Origin of the sequence: Sneathiella sp. P13V-1 (genome assembly GCF_015143595.1) — a bacterium.
Classification (GTDB): domain Bacteria; phylum Pseudomonadota; class Alphaproteobacteria; order Sneathiellales; family Sneathiellaceae; genus Sneathiella.
On the sequence record NZ_WYEU01000001.1, the window covers coordinates 530860 to 544726 of the forward strand.

12 protein-coding genes and 1 pseudogene are annotated in these 13867 nt (G+C 60.5%); 10 read left to right on the forward strand and 3 right to left on the reverse strand.

Translation table 11 applies throughout. The features are described 5' to 3' along the window. Positions 1 to 41: 41 nt before the first annotated feature. The 5 genes and pseudogenes from GUA87_RS02705 (at position 42) to GUA87_RS02725 (ending at position 4902) form a co-directional block, all read left to right on the forward strand. Positions 42 to 1979: an AMP-binding protein gene (locus GUA87_RS02705; protein ID WP_193714977.1), complete on the forward strand. Its 1938-nt coding sequence runs from the start codon at positions 42 to 44 to the stop codon at positions 1977 to 1979. After that, positions 1976 to 2830 carry an SDR family oxidoreductase gene (locus GUA87_RS02710; protein WP_193714978.1) on the forward strand — a complete coding sequence of 285 codons (855 nt, stop codon included), beginning with the start codon at positions 1976 to 1978 and terminating at the stop codon, positions 2828 to 2830. Before GUA87_RS02705 ends, GUA87_RS02710 begins: the two co-directional genes overlap by 4 nt. Before the next feature lie 299 nt (positions 2831 to 3129). Further along, a complete protein-coding gene (locus GUA87_RS02715; protein ID WP_193714979.1) occupies positions 3130 to 3540 on the forward strand; it encodes a helix-turn-helix domain-containing protein in 411 nt (136 codons plus the stop codon). Positions 3541 to 3561: 21 nt separating this feature from the next. Beyond that, a pseudogene (locus tag GUA87_RS02720) lies at positions 3562 to 4016 on the forward strand (PaaI family thioesterase). 295 nt (positions 4017 to 4311) lie between these two features. Then, a complete protein-coding gene (locus tag GUA87_RS02725) occupies positions 4312 to 4902 on the forward strand; it encodes a DNA-3-methyladenine glycosylase I (RefSeq protein ID WP_193715795.1) in 591 nt (196 codons plus the stop codon). 86 nt (positions 4903 to 4988) lie between these two features. Here the strand turns inward: GUA87_RS02725 and GUA87_RS02730 are convergent, their stop codons facing one another. After that, positions 4989 to 5417, reverse strand: a complete 429-nt coding sequence (locus GUA87_RS02730; RefSeq protein WP_227711657.1) for a MarR family winged helix-turn-helix transcriptional regulator — start codon at positions 5415 to 5417, stop codon at positions 4989 to 4991. A 51-nt stretch (positions 5418 to 5468) separates the two neighbouring features. Between GUA87_RS02730 and GUA87_RS02735 the strand changes: the two genes are divergently transcribed. Then, the gene (locus tag GUA87_RS02735) at positions 5469 to 5900 is read left to right on the forward strand and encodes a DoxX family protein (RefSeq protein ID WP_193714980.1); all 432 of its coding nucleotides are present in this window, start codon (positions 5469 to 5471) and stop codon (positions 5898 to 5900) included. Continuing rightward, positions 5897 to 6595 (forward strand): glutathione S-transferase family protein, encoded by a 699-nt coding sequence (locus tag GUA87_RS02740; RefSeq protein ID WP_193714981.1) that lies wholly within the window; start codon positions 5897 to 5899, stop codon positions 6593 to 6595. The genes GUA87_RS02735 and GUA87_RS02740 overlap by 4 nt, the downstream gene beginning before the upstream one ends. Before the next feature lie 463 nt (positions 6596 to 7058). Here the strand turns inward: GUA87_RS02740 and GUA87_RS02745 are convergent, their stop codons facing one another. Beyond that, on the reverse strand, positions 7059 to 8579 hold the full coding sequence (locus GUA87_RS02745; protein ID WP_193714982.1) for a class I adenylate-forming enzyme family protein: 1521 nt from the start codon (positions 8577 to 8579) through the stop codon (positions 7059 to 7061). A 26-nt stretch (positions 8580 to 8605) separates the two neighbouring features. After that, positions 8606 to 10639, reverse strand: coding sequence for an NADPH-dependent 2,4-dienoyl-CoA reductase (locus GUA87_RS02750; protein ID WP_193714983.1), 2034 nt, complete (start codon positions 10637 to 10639; stop codon positions 8606 to 8608). 93 nt (positions 10640 to 10732) lie between these two features. Between GUA87_RS02750 and GUA87_RS02755 the strand changes: the two genes are divergently transcribed. Genes GUA87_RS02755 through GUA87_RS02765 form a run of 3 tightly spaced genes read left to right on the forward strand, consistent with a single transcriptional unit; the run spans position 10733 to position 13860 of the window. Continuing rightward, positions 10733 to 11914 (forward strand): acyl-CoA dehydrogenase family protein, encoded by a 1182-nt coding sequence (locus GUA87_RS02755; protein WP_193714984.1) that lies wholly within the window; start codon positions 10733 to 10735, stop codon positions 11912 to 11914. After that, positions 11911 to 12690 carry an enoyl-CoA hydratase/isomerase family protein gene (locus GUA87_RS02760; protein ID WP_193714985.1) on the forward strand — a complete coding sequence of 260 codons (780 nt, stop codon included), beginning with the start codon at positions 11911 to 11913 and terminating at the stop codon, positions 12688 to 12690. The genes GUA87_RS02755 and GUA87_RS02760 overlap by 4 nt, the downstream gene beginning before the upstream one ends. Before the next feature lie 9 nt (positions 12691 to 12699). Continuing rightward, on the forward strand, positions 12700 to 13860 hold the full coding sequence (locus GUA87_RS02765) for an acyl-CoA dehydrogenase family protein (protein ID WP_193714986.1): 1161 nt from the start codon (positions 12700 to 12702) through the stop codon (positions 13858 to 13860). The last annotated feature ends 7 nt before the right edge of the window (positions 13861 to 13867 follow it).

Here is a 13867-nt window from a genome sequence, read left to right on the forward strand (position 1 = left end):
CACCTTAAGTGCGGCCCTTTTTCATTGCAGAAAGTTTACAAATGTTTCAGCCAGACTCTGACATCCGGCGGACAAGCACGCTGACCGCATTTCTGAAAGACTGCGGTCTTGACAGTTACGAGGAGCTCGTCCGCCGCTCGAATGAAGAGCCGGACTGGTTCTGGCGCCGGGTCATCGACCATGCCGGGATACGGTTCGCGCGGCCCTACACCCGGTTGCGAGATATCTCCGAAGGGTCCGAATCTGTCAGGTGGGCCGTCGGGGGTACTTTGAATCTGACGGAAACCTGTCTTGACGCCCGAATTACCGATGGCCTGGGCGACAAGGTCGCAATCGACTGGGTCGGTGAAGACGGAAGCCGCCGCCACTGGACCTATTCCGAACTTGCCGCCGAAGCCTCCCGCGTCGCCTCAGCCCTTGCCGCGCGCGGTGTAAAGCCCGGTCAGGCAGTGGGCATCTATATGCCGATGATCCCCGAAATCGAGGCCGCGCTTCTGGGTATTGCCCGGCTGGGCGCGGTTGCGGTGCCGCTGTTTTCCGCCTTTGCGCCCCATGCCATCGTATCGCGTCTGAACGATGCCGCTGCGGTTGCGGTGCTGACAGCGGATGCCACATCCCGACGAGGTAAGCCGGTCTGGATGGAGGCGAGCCTTGCCCAGGCTTTGACCGACGTGCCATCGGTTCATACCGTGATCAGCCTGCGACGGTTCGGCGGCGCGGCGGCCGATCCGGCCCGCGATTTGGACTGGACCGAAACTGTCGACCGCGCCAGTCCGGAGTTTTCCGCCGTTCCGGTCAAGGCCGCAGACAACTTTTTGATCGCCTATACTTCGGGCACCACCGGGCGGCCTAAAGGTGTCGTGCATACCCATTTGGGGGCGCAGGCCAAGGCCAAGGCCGATTTCCTGCTTTGTCTCGACATGAAACGGGACGACCGGCATCTTTGGATGACCGACATGGGATGGGTCATGGGGCCGCTCACCCTTTTGTCGGTGCTCTTGTCCGGTTCGACTCTGGTGCTGGCCGAGGGTGCACCATCAATACCCGGCGATCCCTTCAGGCTGTTGCGTCTTGCGTCCGAGATGGAGGTCACGCATCTTGGCCTGGCCCCGACTTTGGTGCGGCAGTTCATGACGCAGGATACTGAACCTTTGTCGGGTTACAACTTGTCGCCCCTGCGCATTGTCGCCTCGACCGGTGAACCCTGGACCGACGACGCCTGGCTCTGGCAGCTCGATCATATCTGCCGCCGCCGTGCCGTGCCGCTGAACATCTCGGGCGGGACCGAGCTTTTTGGCGCGATCCTGACCTCGACTGTGCTGCACGAGATCAAGCCCGGAGGATTTTCGGCTCAGGCCCTGGGTGTCGGGGCCAAAGTGCTGCGTCAGGACAGCGGCGAAGCCACACCGGGCGAAGTGGGCGAACTGGTCGTGACTCAGCCGCCTCTGGGTTTGACCCCGGCCATCTGGGGGGACCGCGATCGCTACCTTGAAACCTATTGGTCCACCTTCCCCGGCCTCTGGCGGCACGGCGACTGGGTGCGCTGCGATCCAGACGGGACTTGGTATATCCTGGGCCGGTCTGACGACACGCTGAACATCGCCGGTAAACGCATCGGCCCGCCCGAGGTCGAGGCCGCCCTGACCGAATCCGGAGAGGTGGTCGACGCCGCTGCCATCGCGGCACCTGATGACATCAAGGGCGTGGCCGTTATCTGCGTCTGCGTGGCGGCGCCAAATGTGTCGCCGGACGAGGAGCTCGTGAACCGGCTCAAGGATCGGGTCGGAGAGATCGTCTCGAAACCATTCCGCCCGCGCGAGATCCACTTTGTCGAGGCGCTGCCCAAGACCCGCAGCATGAAAACCATGCGCCGTGTCGTGCGCGCCGCCTTTCTCGGTGAAGATCCGGGCGATCTGTCGTCTATCAGCAACCCGGAAACAATTCAGCCCATCGCAGACCTGCAAAAGGATAAGTCATGATTACTGTTTTCGGAGCCACGGGCACGACTGGCGCGCCCCTCGTCGATACGCTTCTGGCAAAAGGCGCGTCCGTGCGCGCTGTCACCAGCGACCCATCCAAGTTAGACGCGCTAAAGGCCAAAGGATGCGAAGCGGTCGCAGCGGATTTCACGGACCCTGCCGCGCTGGCGCGGGCCTGTGACGGGGCAAAAAAGATATACCTGGTCACGCCTGCACATCTGAACATGCGCCAGTGGAAGGCGAACGTGATCGAGGCGGCCAAGGCTGCGGGCGTGCGCCATATCGTTGTGGCCACGGGGCTTGGCGCCTCGCCCAAGGCGGGGCTGACCTTTGGAAAGTGGCATTCCGAAACCCAGGAGCTGCTAAAGCAAAGCGGCCTTGACTGGACTTTTGTCCAGCCAACCTATTTCATGCAGAACCTGCTGTGGCAGGCCGGCAACATTGCAAAGGACGCCGTGTACTATGACGATCTGGGCGGCCCCGTGGCCTGGATCGACGCCCGCGACATCGCGGATGTCGCCGCCGAGGCGCTGACCGCTCCGGGTTACGAAGGGAAGGCTCTTGGTCTGACCGGGCCCGAAGCTCTTACCGGAGAAGATATCGCGGCCCTCCTGTCCGGGGTGACCGAGCGCACTGTCACCTGCGCACCCCTGTCGGCCGAAAATGCCAAGGCGGGCATGGTGGCTGGCGGAATGCAGGACGAGGTCGCCGGGGCCATGGTCGAATTGGCGTCCATCGCGCCCAAGGGCTACCTTGCCGGCATCGAGACCACGGTCAGCGATGTGATGGGACGCCCGGCGCGCCGATTTGCCGATTTCGTCATCGAGAACCGGAAAGCTTTCGACAAGTAACCTGATGGCGGCGCCGCTTTATCTCGAAATGGCGCCGCCTGAGGAAGCGGCCAAACAGATCGACCATCTGTTCGTGTTCCGCGATACCGGTGTGCTGAGCGGTGGTGGACGCGGGCGGTTCGTAACCGACCTCCCTACCCTTTCGGAAACGCGCGACGACAGCGGCGGGGGCGCGTATATCGCTGGCGCCACCGCGCTCGGGTTTCGCTCCCCGCCCAAGGCCATTCCATGGAGTCGTGGCCGGGCTGAGGCTGCCGTCACGACCGAAGCACTTACCCGAATCCGAAGTGTTGGACACGTTGGCCTCAGGACTGGCCCGTTTTCAGACCGGTGACGATGACCTGTCTGCGCTCATCGCAGTGCTTGACGGCCTTGCGAGAGACCTACGCTTTGCCGCACCACCCGGAGCTTACAGCGACCGGACCGAACGTCGAAAGGTGCGGGCGGATACCGGCGTGTCGCGGCGGCGGCTTGTCGCCTCGCGGCGCTTTCGCCAGGCTCTTGGGCAGCTCGCGTCACAGAGCCTGCCGCTGGGCGATCTGGCGCTGGACGCCGGATATTGCAATCAACCCCAAATGTCCGTCGATTGCCAGATCTTCGCCGGCAAACTGCCCGGCGCGTTGCGCGCTCAGTCCGTTCCGCGTCATTTTGACCTTTCTCTACAAGATACGCGCCTCAAAGACCGCCTAAGATTGGTCATTGACGAATGAAATCGAAGAGGAAGACCCGCCATGACGCAATTCAAACCGAAAAACCCCGACTATGACGCACGCGTGCGCAACAGTTTCGATCGCCAGAAGGTGATGAACACGTTGGGGACCAGCATTGCCGAGCTATCGCCGGCCGCATTGTTCTGGAGATGGCACATGAGGATGCCCTGACCCAGCAAAATGGGTTTTTGCATGCCGGAATCGTGTCGACCGCGCTGGACAGCGCCTGCGGATACGCGGCCTTTTCGCTGATGCCCGCAGAAGCGGCCGTTTTGACAGTCGAATTCAAGATCAACCTGCTCAACCCCGCGGATGGCGAACGGTTTCGTTTCGTCGCTAACGTGGTAAAATCAGGCAGGACGCTGACCATTTGCGAGGCGCGTGCCTATGCTGTGACGGGCCAGGATGAAAAGCTCGTCGCAACGATGACCGGAACGCTCATGGCGCTGATCGGGCGGGCGGGGGTCGCGGACTGAGCGCAACCCGACCGCGGCACATCCGATCCCGGCGGCCGGGCCGATTATTCAGACAGCTGGATCAGCTGTTCCAGCGGCTCGCGACCTCGGTCAACCGTTTCCCGTAAGCGCGCGCGGTATCCAGATTGCCGCCAGCAGGTTCAGACCTGCCAAGCGGTAATGTTGGCCTTCAGCAGTGCGGTCGCCGATTGTCCGTCGTCAGGGTTTTTCGGAGAGCTGAGACTGTATCGTAACGGCGGATCTGGTTCGGTTTCTGTTCAAGTTTATGCGGTAGCGGCCTGATGCTGCAACCGTAATTGGAACAGATGGACGCCCACGGTACCGATGGGCTGCCGTCACGCCGGACTTTCCATACTACCATGACCGGGAATGGGGTTGGCCCGTTGTTGACGACAGAATGTTGTTTGAGAAAATGTGCCTTGAGAGTTTCCAATCAGGGCTGAGCTGGCGCACCATTCTGGCCAAGCGCGAGAACTTTCGTGCAGCCTTCGCCGGGTTCGACTTTCGGAACGTTGCGAACTTTGACGACAACGACATTCAGCGCCTACTTGCCGATGAAGGAATTGTTCGCCATCGAGGCAAGATCGAAGCCGTGATCAACAACGCTCGCCGTACTTGCGAGGTCGTCCAAGATGAAGGCTCCTTCGCCGCATTCATCTGGCTATATGAACCTGCCAAGGACGACGCACTGCCACAAATGCGGTCCAAATCACCAGCGTCCGAGACCCTGTCCAAAGACCTACGAAAGCTTGGCTTCAAATTCGTGGGACCGACCAACGTATATGCATTCATGCAGGCCATGGGATTGATCAACGATCACGCGGAAGGCTGTTGGATGCGAAAGGACGTCGAAACAGCTCGAAACACCCTTCACACACCGACATAGGCGGCTGTCGGCCAATTAACGTGAAAAAATCAGGGCCACTTAGCGTGAAAAGTCACAGACGGGTTTCGCGTCAGTCGACCGAGGCTTCAGAGCCTTGAGAGTAGCGTGGCCAATTGAGCGGCGTCTTTGGGTTTCAGCTTTGCGCCGATCCTTTCCGACAGAACCCGTTCATAGATCGGCCACATCGCCCTCCTGACAGATTTACCCTTTTCAGAGATAGAAATGTTTTGACCTCGCCCATCTTCCGAGCAGTCCTGTCGGTCCACCAGCCCTGCTTTCACCATGCGATCCAGCAACCGCGATGTACTGTATTGGGGTAACAAAATCCGGTCTTTGAGTTCGAATGGACGGAGTCCGTCCGGGCCTGCCTTCTCGAGTTCGAGAAGCGCGTCATACCATGCAAGTGGCGGGTATCCTGCCGATTTCAGAGACGATTCGACAACCTCAAGCAAAACGCGGCTTTTAGTCATGCGGGTTGTCCAGGCGGCCTCAGTAGCATGGTCAATCTCGTTCATATCCAGCACCTATCATGTACATGTAAATGCATCTATATATGGGATCATATCATGTCACAATCGCACCTCACAGAATTTGGGATATTCCTGCTCCGTATAGCACTCGGGATCATGTTCCTGGCGCACAGCCTGTTTCTCAAGCTCTTCATTTTCACACTTCCCGGAACGGCGCAGTTCTTCGTTTCGATCGGGCTGCCCGGCTGGTTTGCCTATATGATCTTTGCAGTCGAGGCGATTGCCGGTGCCCTTTTGGTCCTCGGCGTACAGGCTCTGTGGGTCGCGTCGGCGACCGTGCCCATCCTGGCCGGAGCGACCTGGGCTCACTCCGGAAACGGCTGGATGTTCGGATACGAGAACGGCGGGTGGGAATACCCGGCATATCTGACGCTGCTTGCCGTCGTGCAAGGGCTTCTGGGCGACGGCCGTTTCGCCCTCAGCCCCTCCTTGCCCGGCAACGTGCAGATGGAGGGAGAGACAACATGAGTCTCCACCTCATTAGCCATGCGCTCTGCCCATATGTGCAGCGCGCGGCGATATCGCTCACTGAGAAAGGTGTCACGTTCGAGAGAACTCACATCGATCTTTCGAACAAGCCCGACTGGTTTCTTGCCATATCTCCGCTGGGCAAGACGCCTGTCGTGGACGGGACGCAGATTTTCGAATCTGCGGTTATCCTCGAATATCTTGAGGATACACAACCCCACGCGCTTCATCCGCACGACGCTCTCGATCGCGCCCGCCACCGTGCCTGGATTGAATTTGGATCTGCTGTCTTGAACGACATTGCCGGGTTCTACTCGGCGCCGGACGATAAAGCGTTGGAAGCAAAAGTCGCGGCGCTCCGCGCAAAGTTCTTTCGGCTGGACGCGGAACTTGGGGAGGGACCAAGGTTCGATGGCCACCGGTTCAGCCTCGTCGATGTCGTATTCGGCCCGGTCTTCCGCTATTTCGACGTTTTTGACGCCATCGGAGAGTTTGGCGTCTTCAAAGGGCTTGCCCGGGTAAGGGCCTGGCGACATGAACTGGAGCATCGGGTTTCTGTGAAGAGTGCCGTCAGTGAAGACTACCCGACTCTTCTGCGTGACTTCATCAGACGGCGCAATTCTTACCTGTCCCAGATCATGCAGACAGGAGGGTCGAAGAAGACAGTTACACAGGTGCAATCGGCTGACCGCTGATCACTTGATATCGTTTTGTCGGGCCGCAGTACAGAACGGGACGTTTGAGTTCGCTTGGCGAATGCGCGCTCTGTCCCGCACATCGGATAGTCGCCGACTTTCCCTTGAAGGCCCGCAGCAGCCCCAACCGGCACTTGCCGGCATTCCATGCCCGTCCGTGCGAAGCGCCGGGTTACCTGCTGCTCCCACAGGGCAACCTGGAACAAACCACCGATCGCGCTGATGAATGGCTCAGGGATCGAAGAATCCTCCTGAGCTCAAACCCCCGGAATACACGCAGCCGTGTGGTCCGACAGAGGGCAGCACATCAATCGCGGGTCAATCTATCCCAGTTGGTGGACCTCTTTCAGGGGGCTACTCCAAAGGGCGGGGATGAGAAGCTCATCGCAACGATGACAGGAACGCTTATATCGCTAGTGGGGCGAACGGGCGTGGCGGGGTGACGATCGGGTCAGAGCGAAAATTAATCTGCGAGCCGGGCTTCGAGGATATGCCGCTGGACCTTTCCGCTGGTCGATCTGGGAAAATCCTCGAACGCGATGAATAGAAACTCGCGCGGCCGTTTGTAGCCAGCGAGGTTTTCGCGGCACAAATTCATCAGCGCCTCGGCATCCGGCCCGTCCTTGCTGCAGGCGACAAAGGCCACCGGGCTTTCCCCCCATTTCACGTCGAATGCCCGCACTACCGCGGCATCGACCACACCGGGATGAGATAGAAGCACACGTTCGATTTCCGCCGGATAGACGTTCTCGCCACCGGTCTTGATCAGGTATTTCGCCCGATCCACAAAGTCGACAGTGCCGTCCGCATTGCGCCGGAACAAGTCGCCCATGTGGAAAAACCCGTTGCGAAAATCGCGGGCGTTGGTGTCGTCGTCGTTCCAGTACCCTGAAAACAGCGTCTGACCCCGAAGCGCCATTTCGCCAGGCGTTCCTTCCGGGACTTCGCGGTCGTCGGGATCGACCAGCCGCACCTCGCAAAAGGCGCTGATGCGTTTGGAAAGCCGGTCCGGGGTCACACCCGGCGCGATCAGATCGGCGGTTCCCGGCGGCAGGCCGGTTTCGGTTGCCCCGAAGGAATTCAGGTAAGGCGTGTCCAGAAGACCGGTCAGGTCCGCGATCTGATGCGGCGGCACCAGATCGGCCATTGCCCCGCAAACCTTGATGCCTTTTACCGGCAAAGGGTTGGCGCGTCGTTCGGCAATAAAAGCTTCCAGCGCCCCGGGCATCATCACGAACCAGCCGATCCTGTGGCGTGACAGCGCCTCGTTGATGACGGCAGGCCTCAACCCGTCCACCATCACCACGGTCCCGCCCCGCAGGATCGTCGCCAGCGCATGATCGGTGGAGGCCATGTGGAACATCGGCGCCCAGGCGATGAACCCGTCGCCGGGATCCAGCGCCAGCTGCGCCGCAAAAACCATGGATCGGGCGATATGCGCGCGGTGGCTGATAAGCGCCCCCTTGGGCAGGCCCGTGGTCCCCGAGGTATAAAGGATCGTCAGACCGGCTTCGGGGTCGTCAACCATGTTTCCGGTGCGCGGGTCCGGCCCGGCCCCGGCAATGGCCGTGTCCAGATCCGGCCCGATGGTCAGACAGGGCGTTGCCGCGACGGCCCGGTAAGCTTCTGAAAGATCCGGTTCGACAACCGCGAGAACCGGCGCGACCAGATCTATGCAATGCCGCAGTTCCTCGGGGGCAAGCCGCCAGTTCAGACAGGCGACGATCGCGCCGATTCCCGCTGCGGCCAGTTCGACCTCCAGGTATTCAGAGCGGTTGTGCGACAGGATCGCAATCCTGTCGCCCGGTGCAACGCCCCTGGCCAGAAAGACGGTAGCCAAACGATCGACCCGCTCCAGCAGTTCTGCATAGGTCAGTTTCCTGCTGCCGTCCTCGATGGCGAGGGCGCGGGCGCAGTCATGTGCGCGGGTTCGAAAGATCGAATACAGATCAGCGCGCCCCGCGCGGATGACGTCGGTCAGCATAGTTTCCCCCTTGCCCGAGCTTCGGTTCAGAGATCCTGCGCCAGGCGCACACCCTCATCAATGGCGCGCAGCGCATCCAGTTCGGCGGCCTCCTTTGCCCCGCCGACCATCGTAACCGGGACGCTGCGCGCGGCAAGCTCTTGGGCCAGGGCCCGTTCCGGTTCCTGACCGGTGCACAGCACAATTGTATCGGCTGCGATGACCTTTGGCATTCCGTCCGCGACGATATGCAGCCCCGCATCGTCGATATATTCATAGGTCACGCCGCCCATTGCCTCGACCCCATGTTTGCGCAGCGCGTTGCGCAGGATCCACCCTGTCGAAACACCAAGCCCCGCCCCCGGTTTAGCGGTCTTGCGCTGCAGCATGACGACCTTGCGGCGCGACGGCTTCGGTGCCAGAGGGTCGCCCGCCAGGGCACCCGAGGGGACAAATTCGGGGTCCACACCCCAGGTTTCGCAAAAGACGTCGGAATTGGCGGTCTCGGCGGGTTCGGTCACCAGGAACTCGGCCACATCATGACCGATGCCCCCCGCCCCCATCACCACGACACGGTCGCCCGCCTCGCGGTCACCGGACAGAATTTCGGCATAGGTCGCGACGCTGGGATGGTCGATACCCGGCAGGTCGGGAATGCGCGGCGTGACCCCGGTGGCGATAACAACATGGTCATATTCGTCAAGATCGCTCGCCTCTGCCCGATGTCCCAGACGCAGCGAGACCCCGTGTTTCTGCATCTGACCGGCATAATACCGCAGAGTTTCGTCGAACTCGTCCTTGCCCGGTGCCGCGCGCGCCAGGTTCAGTTGACCACCCAGCTTGTCCTGCGCCTCGAACAGCGTGACATCGTGGCCCAGCCGCGCCGCCTCAGCGGCTGTGGCCATGCCCGCGGCACCACCGCCAACGACGGCCACTTTCTTTGGCGTGTCGGCTGGCGTGTCCCGGAATTCCGTTTCACGCCCGGCCCTTGGATTGACCAGACATCCGACCGGCCGGTCCGAAAAGATGAAATCTAGGCAGGCCTGGTTGCAGGCGATGCAGGTGTTGATCTCGTCCGCGCGGCCCTCTCGCGCCTTTTTCACGAAATGCGGATCGGCCAGAAACGGTCGCGCCATCGAGATCATGTCCGCATCGCCAGAGGCAAGTATGTCTTCGGCAAGCTGGGGTGTGTTGATCCGGTTCGAAGCGACCACTGGGATCGATACCGCCGCTTTGACGTTGGCTGCCGCCTTGCGCCAGGCACCACGCGGCACCGGATAGGCAATCGTCGGCACGCGGGCCTCGTGCCAGCCGATGCCGGTGTTCAGAATATCCGCACCTGCTGCCTCGATCTTGCGCGCCAGTGCGGCAATTTCATCGGCGGGCGCGCCGCCCTCGACCAGATCGGCCGCCGAAATCCGATAGATGACCAGGAAGTCGGGACCACAGCGTTCACGTACTGCACGCACGATCTCGACCGGGAATCGATGACGGTTCTCAGCGCTTCCGCCCCAGTCGTCGTCGCGCTTGTTGGTGTGAGTAACGGTGAATTCATTGATGAGGTATCCCTCGGACCCCATGATCTCGACGCCATCGAAGCCTGCGGCCTGCGCATTCGCAGAGGCCACGGCAAAATCCTCAATGGTACGGAGAATGTCGGCTTCGGTCATTTCACGCGGGATGAAACGGTTGATCGGGGCGCGGATCGGCGACGGGGCCACACACCCTTCGATCTTTGCATAGCGCCCGGCGTGAAGAAGTTGCGCGCAAATCAGGCTACCTTCGGCTTGCACCGCCTCGCAGATCGGGCGCAGGCTAAGCGCTTCTTCGGGGTCATCGATTCGCGGACCTTCTGGATCGAATATACCCTCGGCATTGGGCGAAAACCCGCCAGTGACCAGAATAGCCGCTTCCCCCCGCGCACGCTCGGCGTAAAATGCGATCTGTTTGGCTAAGCCGTCAGGCTCGGTTTCCAATCGCGTGTGCATCGACCCCATGATGACACGATTTCGCAATGCATGCTGGCCTACACGAATAGGGGAAAGCATGGTTTCAAAGCTCCCCGATGGTCTATTTTCCATTTTGATCCTCCTCCTCAAAATTACTCTTGATCTATATTCTAACATCTGTTAGATTTTTGGAAAGATAAATTTCGGCCATAAGGAGGAGCACCGATGCAATTCCAGCCTACAGAAGATCAAAAGGCGTTTCGCGAAACCGCGAAGCGCTTCGCAACTGAGAAACTTGCGCCCACTTATCAAGAGCGCGCAAGCGGCCACACCTTTGATCGCGCCCTGATCAAAGAGATGGGCGCACTGGGCCTGATCGGGGCCGATCTGCCTGAAGAATTCGGTGGGCTGGGCGAAAGCTCTGTCACGTCGGGGCTGATCGTCGAAGAGATCGCCTATGCCGATTTCAACGCAAGTTACGTGCAGCTTCTGGGCTCTCTCATGGGCGGCATGGTGGCCAAGCACGCGTCCAAAGAGATCGCATCGGAATGGGTTCCCAAAGTTGTTTCGGGTGAAGCTGTCATTGGTCTGGGTCTGACCGAGCCGCGTGGCGGGTCAGATGCGGCCAATCTGATTCTAAAGGCGGAGAAATCTGGGAACGGATGGCGGTTGAACGGCGAGAAAACCTCGATGAGCTTTGCGTCCCAGGCCGATGCTGCCGTGGTTTTCGCGCGCACTGGCGATCCTAACGGCGGCTCACGCGGGGTCAGCGCCTTTTTCGTCGACCTGAACCAGGAAGGCATCAAGCGCACCCATTTTGACGACATCGGCACCAAGCCTGTCGGGCGCGGGTCGGTGTTCTTTGACGATGTTTTCGTGCCGGCCGAAAATATGATGTCGGAACAGGACCGTGCCTTTGGCACGATCATGGTGGGCTTCGACTATTCCCGCGCACTGATCGGGCTGGAGTGCCTGGGGGCCGCGCAAGCGTCGGTGGATGAAACCTGGGCCTACGTTCAGGAACGCGAGGCATTCGGGGCCCCGATCGTGCAGTATCAGGGTGTCAGCTTTCCCTTGGCCGAGGCCGAGACCCAACTGACCATGATGCGCCAGCTTTGCTATTACACGCTGGACCTGCGCGACCGTGGCCTGCCCCACACCTCTCAGGCCGCCATGTGCAAATGGTACCTGCCCAAAACCGCCTGCGAGATCCTGCACCAGTGCCTGATCCTGCACGGACATTACGGCTACACCACCGACCTGCCCCACCACCAGCGCTACAACGATGTGCTCGGCCTGCAGATCGGTGACGGCACCGCGCAGATCCAGAAGCTGGTGATCGCCCGCGAGAAGGTCGGTCGCATGGCGCTGCAGTATGACAAGAAAGCGAAGGGAGCCTCGAAATGAGCGACCCCATCCTCGCCACTTCCGAGGGCAACACCGGCATCATCGAACTGGCCCGCCCCGAGAAATTCAATTGCCTTTCACTTGACGTGCATGAGCGCATTTCTGCTGCGCGGTCGGAATTCGAGGCGAACCCGGATATCCGGGTGATCCTCATCCGGGCGCAAGGCAAGAACTTTTGCACCGGCGCCGATCTGGTGGAAGTGAAAGGTAAATTGAACAATCCCGCCGCGCTGGACCATTTCATCGCCTTTGGCATGAACAACCTGCGAGCGCTCGAAACCTCCTCCCTCCCTATCGTGGTGGCAGTGCAGGGGTTGTGTCTGGCCGGCGGGATCGAACTTATGCTGGCATGCGATGTGTGTTTCGCGGCCGAAAGCGCCCAGTTTGGCGATCAGCACGCGCAATTCGGGCTGATTCCCGGTTGGGGTGGCTCGCAGCGGCTAACACGGTTGATGGGGCAGCGCAGGGCGCTCGACCTGATGTTCTCGGCCCGCTGGCTCAGGTCGGACGAGGCCAAAGAGGCCGGATTGGTCAACTACGTTGTGCCGGATGTGGACCTGCACAAGTCCGCGCTGGAATACTGCGAGAAAATCGCCACCCGTTCACGTCCCGGCATCGCCGAGATGAAGCGGTTGGCGCGCGAAGGCGCGGACCTTTGTATCGACCAGCAGATGCGGCTTGAGCGCGATGCCGCGGTGCGTGCACTGCCCAACGATGACGTGACCGAAGGACTCGACGCATTCGAGAACCGGCGCACCCCCGAATTCAAGGCCTGAGGACGAAACATGGAATTCACTTTAAACGACGAACAGCGCCAGATTTACGAATACGGCGGTCAGTTGGCGCAGAAATACGACAATGCGTATTGGCTGGATCACGCGCGCAGGCATGAGTTCCCGCACGCAATGTTCCGCCAAATCGCCGATGACGGCTTCCTCGGCATCATGGTGCCCGAAGAATACGGCGGCGCGGGTCTTGGCATGACCGAAATGGCCCTGTTCATGGAGGGCACTGCCAATCACGGCATTCCGCTTTTGATGATGGTGGTCGGGCCGACCATGTCTCTGGCCCATATCGCCACCCACGGGAGCGATTTCCACAAGAAAGAACTGCTGCCGGCTGCCTGCCGCGGCGAAATTCAGTTTTGTTTTGCGATCACGGAACCCGGCGCAGGGTCGAACACGATGAAGGCCACTACGCTGGCCAAGCGTCGAGGCAACCGGTTCAGCCTGTCGGGCGAAAAGACCTTCATCACCGGGGCCGAAGTGGCCGACTACTGCCTCGTGGTGGCGCGGACCAAACCGCATACCGAGGTCAGCCGCAAGACCGACGGCTTTACCCTGTTCGCCGTGGATCTGAAGAAAAAAGGCGTCGACAAGCAGCGGGTGAAGATCTCGATCCCCCTGCCCGAGGAACAGTGGACGCTGTTCTTTGACGAGGTCGATCTGGGCCCCGAGGATGTGGTCGGCGAAGTTGATGAAGGATTCTCGATCCTGTTCGACAGCCTCAACCCCGAACGCATCATCCTGGCCGCTCTGTGCTGCGGCATCGGCCGGTTCGCCCTGAACAAGGGCGTGGCCTATGCCTCCGAACGCAATGTGTTCGGCCAACCCATTGGCGCGCACCAAGGTGTGCAGCATCCGATGGCCAAGGCTCATACGGCAGTCGAAATGGCCAGTCTGATGACCCGGCGCGCGGCATGGGAGTTTGACAACAAGCTGCCCGCGGGGGCGTCGTCGAACATGGCGAAATACGCCGCCGCCGAAGCCGGGATCGAAGCGGTGGACGCCGCACTGCAGGCGCATGGCGGATCGGGCTTCACCGAGGATACGGGACTATACGAGATGTACCCGCTGGTGCGCTTGTTGCGCACGGCGCCCGTGAACCGCGAGCTGTGCCTCAGCTTCATCGGCGAAAAGATCATGGGTCTGCCGCGATCCTATTGATCGCCAC

Bases quoted from the DNA above. Each gene is read 5' to 3' on its own strand.
- GUA87_RS02705 (WP_193714977.1), top strand. From the start codon at position 42: ATGTTTCAGCCAGACTCTGACATCCGGCGGACAAGCACGCTGACCGCA.
- GUA87_RS02710 (WP_193714978.1), top strand. From the start codon at position 1,976: ATGATTACTGTTTTCGGAGCCACGGGCACGACTGGCGCGCCCCTCGTC.
- GUA87_RS02730 (WP_227711657.1), bottom strand. From the start codon at position 5,417: ATGAACGAGATTGACCATGCTACTGAGGCCGCCTGGACAACCCGCATG.
- GUA87_RS02735 (WP_193714980.1), top strand. From the start codon at position 5,469: ATGTCACAATCGCACCTCACAGAATTTGGGATATTCCTGCTCCGTATA.
- GUA87_RS02740 (WP_193714981.1), top strand. From the start codon at position 5,897: ATGAGTCTCCACCTCATTAGCCATGCGCTCTGCCCATATGTGCAGCGC.
- GUA87_RS02745 (WP_193714982.1), bottom strand. From the start codon at position 8,579: ATGCTGACCGACGTCATCCGCGCGGGGCGCGCTGATCTGTATTCGATC.
- GUA87_RS02750 (WP_193714983.1), bottom strand. From the start codon at position 10,639: ATGGAAAATAGACCATCGGGGAGCTTTGAAACCATGCTTTCCCCTATT.
- GUA87_RS02755 (WP_193714984.1), top strand. From the start codon at position 10,733: ATGCAATTCCAGCCTACAGAAGATCAAAAGGCGTTTCGCGAAACCGCG.
- GUA87_RS02760 (WP_193714985.1), top strand. From the start codon at position 11,911: ATGAGCGACCCCATCCTCGCCACTTCCGAGGGCAACACCGGCATCATC.
- GUA87_RS02765 (WP_193714986.1), top strand. From the start codon at position 12,700: ATGGAATTCACTTTAAACGACGAACAGCGCCAGATTTACGAATACGGC.